The organism is Raoultibacter timonensis, assembly GCF_900240215.1.
Lineage (GTDB): Bacteria > Actinomycetota > Coriobacteriia > Coriobacteriales > Eggerthellaceae > Raoultibacter > Raoultibacter timonensis.
Genome location: NZ_LT964679.1, coordinates 2,176,025 through 2,183,973, shown reverse-complemented (window position 1 = coordinate 2,183,973; position 7,949 = coordinate 2,176,025). Strand labels below are relative to the sequence as shown.

General features: G+C 64.2%; 5 protein-coding genes. All 5 read left to right on the top strand.

Translation table 11 applies throughout. The features are described from left to right. On the top strand, window positions 1-3,034 hold a 3,034-nt coding region (locus tag C1722_RS09610; protein ID WP_180995120.1), incomplete at its 5' end, for an amino acid adenylation domain-containing protein. Beyond that, complete coding sequence (locus C1722_RS09605; protein WP_102379038.1) at window positions 3,027-4,829, top strand: MATE family efflux transporter; 1,803 nt, start codon at window positions 3,027-3,029, stop codon at window positions 4,827-4,829. The genes C1722_RS09610 and C1722_RS09605, both read left to right, overlap by 8 nt. Window positions 4,830-5,138: 309 nt before the next feature. Continuing rightward, window positions 5,139-5,420, top strand: coding sequence for a beta/alpha barrel domain-containing protein (locus tag C1722_RS09600; protein ID WP_146040639.1), 282 nt, complete (start codon window positions 5,139-5,141; stop codon window positions 5,418-5,420). Beyond that, a complete protein-coding gene (locus C1722_RS09595; RefSeq protein WP_102379036.1) occupies window positions 5,417-7,612 on the top strand; it encodes a SpoIIE family protein phosphatase in 2,196 nt (731 codons plus the stop codon). The genes C1722_RS09600 and C1722_RS09595 overlap by 4 nt, the downstream gene beginning before the upstream one ends. Before the next feature lie 17 nt (window positions 7,613-7,629). Next, a complete protein-coding gene (locus tag C1722_RS09590; protein WP_102379035.1) occupies window positions 7,630-7,938 on the top strand; it encodes an STAS domain-containing protein in 309 nt (102 codons plus the stop codon). Window positions 7,939-7,949 lie beyond the last annotated feature (11 nt).

Here is a 7,949-nt window from a genome sequence, read left to right as displayed (position 1 = left end):
GGCGTTCGGCGCGGGCGAGCGATTCGAGGCCGCCTTGGACGGCGGCGAAACGTTCCACGGCCTGTTCGAACGGTGCGCCGAGCGCTATCCCGAGAGGGTCGCCCTCGTCGCTGCCGACGCCACGCTCACCTACGCCGAGCTCGACGCCCTCACGAACCGCATAGCGAACGGCCTCATCCAGGCGGGTCTGCAGCGAAACGATCGCGTCGTGCTCCTGCTTCCCCGAACGTCGCGTTCGATCGCGGCGATGTACGCCGTCATGAAAGCCGGCGGAGCCTACATTCCGTGCGACCCCGCCTACCCCCAAGAGCGCATCGCGCACATCCTGGCCGACAGCGAGGCCCGCTTTGCGATCGTGCCTCCCGATCGGTTAGACGAGCTCCCCTCGGTTCAGGCCCTCGACGTCGAGCGGCTCGCCTCGTGCTCCATCGAGCGCTCGCCCGAAATACCGCGCAGCGCAACGGACGTTGCGTATCTCATCTACACGTCGGGCTCGACCGGTACCCCGAAGGGCGTGGTTCTGTCCCATCGCGGCATCGCGAACTACCTGTGCGACCGTGCGGGCAACCGCCATGTTCACGCCCTTGCCGCCGAAGCCCACGCACTCGTATCGGTGACGACGGCATCGTTCGACATGTCGCTCAAGGAGACGGCGGTGAGCCTATCGAGCGGACTTACGCTCGTGCTCGCCGACGAGGACGAAGCGCGCGACCCCGTACTGCTCGCGCGGCTTTTCGAGCGCACGGGCGCCGATGCGTTCAACGCGACGCCGTCGAGAATGGCGAGCTACCTGGGGCTGCCCGCGTTTCGAGATGCCATGGCGCGCTGCTCGGTCGTCATGTGCGGAGGCGAGAAGATGCCCGATGCGCTGCTGGCCGAACTGCAAGGCGTAACCGCCGCGCGGATTTTCAACACGTACGGCCCGACCGAGATCACGGTCTCGTGCAACGCCAAGGAGCTGACGGGCGAAACCCGCGTGACCATCGGCGCGCCCCTGCTGAACGTTACCGAGTTCATCGTCGACGCCGACGGCAACGAGGTGCCCGTCGGCGTTACCGGGGAGCTGCTGGTGGGCGGCCCGGGCGTTGCGCTCGGGTACTGGAACCGCGAGGATCAGACGAGGGAGGCGTTCGTCGAGCACTGCGGGATGCGCGTCTTCAGAACGGGGGACTTCGCCGCGTGGACCGATGAGGGCGACGTTTCGGTGTTCGGGCGCATGGACGACCAGGTGAAGCTCAGGGGCCTGCGGATCGAGCTCGAGGAGGTCGAGCGCCGTCTTCTCGAACACGAGCGCGTTGCCTCCGCCGTGGTCGCCATCCGCACCATAGGGCAGGCCGAGCATCTGAGCGCCTATTACGTGGCCGACGTCCCGATCGACGCCGCCGAGATCAGGGACATGCTCGCCAAAACGCTGGCCGGCTACATGGTTCCCACCGCGTACCTGCAGATGCAGGCGTTCCCGATCACACCGAACGGCAAGACTGATGTGCGGGCCCTGCCCGACCCCGAGCTTCTGGGGGCGACGGCGTACGTGGAGCCCGAAACCGAGCTCGAACGCACGATGGCCGAACTGTTCGCCTCGGTGCTCGGCATCGATCGCGTGGGCGCGTGCGACAGCTTCTTCGATCTGGGGGGCACGTCCCTTTCGGCCACCCAGGTGCTCATCGCCTGCGACGAGGCGAACCTCGCCGTGTCGTACGGCGATATATTCGCCCATCCGACCCCGCGCGGTCTGGCCGAGCTCGCGGACGGTCGCGCAGGGAAGCGGCCTTCGTCCGAGGCCTCTTCGGATCGGGATTCCGATGCCTCTGGTACACGCGTCGGCGGCGACGGGTTCGACTACGGTTCCATCGACGCGCTGCTTGACGGCAACACCCTGGACGCCTATCGCGGGGGAGAGCCCCAAGAGCTGGGAGATATCCTGCTCACCGGCGCGACCGGATTCCTCGGCATACACGTGCTCCGCGCGTTCATCGAGCAAGAGGCGGGCCGCGTCGTGTGCCTCATACGGAAGGGGTCGACGTCGTCGCCTGAAAACCGACTTAAGGCCAAGCTGTTCTACTACTTCGAGAACAGCTACGAAGAGCTGTTCGGTACGCGCATCTTCGTCGTCGAGGGCGATGTTGCCGACGATGCATGGCATGAGGATGTGCGAGAGCACGCCATCGATACGGTCATCAACTGCGCGGCGTCGGTGAAGCATTTTGCGAGCGATTCGGCCATCGGGAATGTGAACATCGGGGGAGTCGAGCACCTGATAGGCTTCTGTCTCGCTTCGGGCGCGCGCCTGGTGCAGGTTTCCACGACGAGCGTTGCCGGCGAGCGCGTAGGCGAAGAGCCGCCCGCGGGAGCAAAGCTCACGGAGCGAGACCTTTTCATCGGCCAGCGGGTTGACAACCAGTACACCCATAGCAAGTTCGTTGCGGAGCGAATGGTCCTCGCTGCGATCGATCGCGGTCTCGATGCCAAGATCATGCGCGTGGGGAACCTGGGGCCGCGCACGTCCGACGGCGAGTTCCAGATCAACTTTTCGACCAACGGCTTCATGGGAAGGCTGCGCGCCTATCTGCTGATCGGGGGATTCCCGTACAGCATGCTCGATGCGACGACGGAGATCGCACCGATCGACAACACGGCGAAAGCCGTGCTGCTACTTTCGCGGACCCCTCGGCCGTGCCGCGTGTTCCACCCGTTCAACAACCACTCCATTGCGATCGGCGATATCATCTCCCAGATGAGGCTCATGGGCCTCGGCATCGAGTTTATGGAGGACGATGAGTACGAGAGGGCTTTCCGCACGGCGATGGCCGACCCGAAGAAGGCGGCGGCGCTCACCTCGCTGCTCGCGTACCAGAGCAAGGATGCGGGCGAGGCGGTCGAGTTCGTGAAGGTGAAAAACCGGTTTACGACCCAGGTGCTGTACCGCTTGGGGTTCGAGTGGTCCATGACCTCGAAAACCTATATAGCGCAGTTCGTCAAGGCCCTGATGGGGCTGGGCTTCTTCGACTCCGACGGGTCTTCGGGCCATGTATAAGCGCAACGGCGCCCTGTTGACCGGCACGTTTTGGCAGTATTTGGGGCCGAGCCTGCTGTCGACGACTTCGATTCTGCTCGGATCGATCGTTGACGGCATCATCGTGGGCAACCTGATCGGCCCCGACGCCATGTCGGCCGTCAACCTGACGCAGCCGGTCGTCCTCGTGGTGCAGGCGCTGTTCTTCCTCTTCGGGATGGGCGCGGCGACGGCGATATCGATCGCCCGTGGCCAGCGCGAAGAGGCTCAGGCGAACGCGCTGTTCACCATGGGTTCGCTGTGCCTGCTGGCGGTTTCGATCGCTGTGGCCGCACTTGGCACCGTGGGCATCGACGGCGTCGTGGCAGTGCTGTGCAGCAACGAGGCACTCTCGGGGCTCGTGCGTTCGTACGCCTCGGCGATCATCGTGGGCGCGCCGTTCATGCTCGTGGTTCCCGGCCTGGTCTACGTCATCCGCGTCGACGGCATGCCGCGCATGTCAGCAGCCGTGCTCGTAGTGGCGAACGTGGTGAACCTTGTGCTCGATCTCGTGTTCATCGCGATGTTCGGCATGGGTATCGCGGGCGCTGCGTTGGCAACCGTTGTCGGATATGCGGCGGGTGGATGCATCGTTTTAGGGTACTTCATGTCGAAGCGGCGTACGCTGCGGTTTGCGTCGCTCGGCGAGCCGCGCAAGCTTCTCGCGCCGATCATCGACGGGGGAGTTGCCCCCGCGCTCAACACCTGCCTTCTGTTCGCGAAGGTACTGCTGCTCAACAGGATCGTGCTCGCCGTCGCCGGGCAGGGGGGCATGGAGATTTTCGCGGTATGCAATTACGCGATCAGCTTCGTTTCGATCTTCGTCTCGGGTGCCGCCGAGGCCATGGTGCCCTTGCTGGGCATGCTGTTCGGCGAGAGGGATGCCCGCGGGATGCACATCGTCTTTCGCCGTGCCCTGTTGTTCGTGCTCATCGCCTGCGGCGTTTCCATCGCGGCGATGGAGTTGGCGCCCGAGCTGATTCTCGCGGCGTTCAGCATAACCGATGAGAGCAGGCTTGCCGTCGGCGTCGTCGGGCTTCGGGTTTTCGGGTTGAGCCTGTTCGTTATGGGAGCGAACCTCATCCTCATGTACTACCTGCAAACCGTCAGGAGAAAATCCATCGCGGTTGCGATCACCGTGCTGCGCGGGTTCGCCCTCGTCGTTCCCGCCGCGTGGCTCCTGTCGACGCGGTTCGGCATCGACGGTGTGTGGTGGGCGTTCGTGATCGCCGAAGCGGCTACCCTGGCCGTTGCCGTTGCGGCTTGTCTCGTGGCGGCGCGCCGCTCGCACGGGGCTCTTGAGGGCGTCCTTTTGACCGAGAAGCCCGATGACCGCGTCGCCCTGTTCGACGGGTCGCTTCGCGCAACCAAGACCGATGCCGTGGGCGTGTCGACGGAAGTCATCGCCTTCGCGCGCGCAAACGGACTTGACGATGCGATGGCGAACACCGTCGGGCTCATGGTCGAAGAGGCCGTTGTCAACATCGCCGAGACGAACGCCCCGTGCGATCGGGGCCGCTCGGCGTCCAAGGCAGCCAACCCGGTGGGCGTCGATGTGCTCGTGCGCATCGATCCCGACGAGATTCGGATCGCCGTCCGCGATGGCGGCGTGGCGCTCGATGCGCTTACGGCGCCCCGTGGCAGCGCAGAAGAGTTCACCGGCATCACGGTGATGCGCGCGATGGCCGAGCGGGTCGAGTACGCCCGCACCCTCGGCCTCAACGACACGCTGGTGCTGCTGAGTCGAGACCGAAAACATGCAGGATGCGTATCGTGATAAGGAGTGGTGATACATGGCACTGAGATTCTTCTGCTACAGCTTCATGCGGGTTCGCGAAGCCGCCGAGATCGTCGAGGACATCGCTGCGATCGTCGCGGCTTCGCAGCGCTTCGAGCGCAAGAGCGCGATGATGCTGTTCGTGTTCGTGCCGACTGCGGCGCTCGCCGAAGTGCTTGCGAGCGTGGACAGGAGGTATGTGAAGGTGGCCGCTCAGGATGTTGCTTCGCCGTATGCGTGCGAGATAGCGGGCGAGCTTTCGCTTGAGCGCCTGCAGCTCTTGGGCGCCGATATGGCCCTGGCGGNGGGGTGGTCTACCAGCATGCCTGGTCGATGGGGGAGCGCGCGTGCAAAACGCCGCGCGGCTACGTCGAGGCGCGCCTTGCCGCCATCAGGGGCGCGCTGCGAAAAGCCGTACCGGATGCGCCGATCGACATTCCCGTGTTCTACGGGGGCTGCACAGGCGAAGACGAGGCGGTTTCCTATCTGGGCGAAGGCCTGTTCGACGGCATATTCGTCGACGATCGGCAGTGGAGCCCCCGCTCGTTCTGCTCGGTCATCGAACGGGTCTGCGGCTGCGAGCGCCCATGATGCAGCCAAGCGACGAGAAAGAGAGGTTCAGCGAAGCGCATCGCGTAGCCTACGCGGCGCTCGCATGCGTCGGGTGCGCGGTGCTGTACTTCGCGGTGCTCCAGGCTTTTTTGGAGATTCCGCTTTTCAATACCGATACCCAGGTAAGGCCTGCTTCGGGGTTGGGGCCGGTGCTGGGGCTGTTCTTCGGCGTGCCGGGCATCCTCGGGTGCGCCGTGGGCAATCTCGCATCCGACATGCTGTACGAGTCGGATCCCGTGCTTTTGGCGGCCTACTTCGCCATACAGATCGCCTACAACGCCGTACCGTACCTGATCTGGTACGTGGTGATGAGGAAGTCGGAGCACCCGTTCCCCCGCCTGGACTCGTCGGCGAATGTAGCCTTGTTCATGGCCCTCGCGCTTCTCGATGCGATCGTGGTAAGCGTGCTGCTCGTTCCCTTTGAGCTCGATACGATGGTCGCGTTCGACATTCACCTCATCCGCTGGCTGAACAACGTCATATTCCTCGTGTATCTGGGGATACCGACCCTCATCGTGCTCGATCGGCTGCCGCTCGAGCCTTTGGCTCCGCCCTGGATACGGTTGCGGTACCGCCAGCGCAAGACGATGAACCTCTCGCAGCGGACGACCTTCGCCGTCACCTTCGGGGCGGCATGCGCCATCCTCGTACTCGTCGGCCTCACGTATGCACCCCGCTTTTTCGAGCCCAATGCGGATTTTGCGCAGCTGATCGGGTCGATCTACATCATGGCCGCCGTGTTGACCGCGACCGTTTTCGCTCCTCTGCTCAGCGTCGTGCATGCGCTCGAGAAGCGCTTCACGCGCCCGATCGAAGTGCTCACCGAGGCATCGCGCACGTTCGTCGAGCAGGTGGCTGCGCACGATCCTGGCCGGGGAAGCCTCGCGGTTTCCGACGTCGATCTCAAGGGGACGGCGCCTCGCCACGAGATGCGCGATCTTTTCGCCTCGACCAACAAGATGCGCGCCGATCTGGCGCGCTACATCGGCGAACTCTCCGAAGCGACGGCGGAGCGCGAACGGACCGCCGCCGAGCTCGATATCGCCAGCACCATCCAGAACGGTGCCGTGCCCCACGACTTCTCGTATTTCTCCGAGCGCTATCAGCTGGATGTCGCGGGCGTCATGAGGACGGCGAAAGAGGTCGGCGGCGATTTCTACGACGTGTTCGACGCGGGGCCCCATGCGGTCGGGTTCGTGATAGCCGACGTGTCGGGCAAGGGCGTTCCCGCGGCGCTTTTCATGATGCGCGCGCTGACCGAGATCAGGGAGCAGATACTGCACCGCAACGATGTTGGGAGCGCATTCACGCTGGCGAACCGAGCCCTGTGCGACCACAACGAGGCCTCCCTGTTCGTGACGGTGTTCGCCTGCATCCTCGATACCGAAACGGGGACCGTCACCTACGCGAACGCGGGGCACAATCCCCCGTGGCTGCGCCGCGGCGTTCGGAGCGGATGGCTCGACGTGGCGCCCGGGTTCGTCATGGGCGCCCTCGATACCGTCTCGTACGCTTCCGCTACGATCGACCTGTCGCCCGGCGACGGGCTGCTCATGTACACCGATGGCGTCACCGAGGCGGTCGATGCCAAGCAGGAGCTGTTCGGCACCCGCCGGTTCGAAGACGTGCTGCATACGGCAGCAGGCGCAGATGCCGAGGCGGCGATTGCGCAGGCGGTCGAGGCGGTCGATCGCTTCGCCGACGGTGTGGATCAGGCCGACGACATCTCCCTGCTGGCTTTCTCGTGGAACCTGCCCGTCGTATCGACGGAGTTCCCGCCTGACGATCGGTACCTCGACGACCTGTTCGCCTTCCTGAAGCCTTTGACCGAGCGTGCGGATTGCACGGATCGGACGTATCTCGACCTAATGCTGATCAGCGAAGAGGTGTTCGTCAACATAGCGCACTACGGGTTTCCCGAGGGGCAGCCGATACAGCCCGTGAAGGTAGAGGCGGCGATCGACGAGCGGGCACGCTGCCTGCACCTGACGATCAGCGATGGGGGAATCGCCTACAATCCGCTGTCGTTTCAGCCCGAGAAGGTCGGGATGGGCTCAGACGATCGGATCGGCGGCCTCGGGATCCTGCTCGTGAAGGAGCGTGCCGACGACGTTCGCTACGAGCGAACGGGCGGCATGAACGTACTGCATATCGTAAAGAAGTTTGTCTAGAGCGAAAGGACGCACGCATGGAAATCACCGAACAGCGCGAGGGCGCAACGCTGGTATTGACGCTTGACGGAAGGCTCGACACGTTGACCTCGCCGAGCCTTGAGAGCATCGTGGCAAATGCCGATACGCTTGCAGGAGTCGAGACGCTCGTACTCAACATAGCCGCCGTCGAGTACGTTTCGAGCGCGGGCTTGCGCGTCGTTTTGCAGGCCCACAAGGCCATGGAGGCGCGCAAGGGCGTCTTCGTCGTACGCCATCCCAACGAGTACGTTGCCGAGGTCTTTCAAGTGACGGGCTTCGCCGACGTTCTGACGATCGAAGCGTGAGGCATCGGAGA

Coding starts and splice junctions, on each gene's coding strand:
- C1722_RS09595 (WP_102379036.1), top strand. CDS start 5,417: ATGATGCAGCCAAGCGACGAGAAAGAGAGGTTCAGCGAAGCGCATCGC.
- C1722_RS09605 (WP_102379038.1), top strand. CDS start 3,027: ATGTATAAGCGCAACGGCGCCCTGTTGACCGGCACGTTTTGGCAGTAT.
- C1722_RS09590 (WP_102379035.1), top strand. CDS start 7,630: ATGGAAATCACCGAACAGCGCGAGGGCGCAACGCTGGTATTGACGCTT.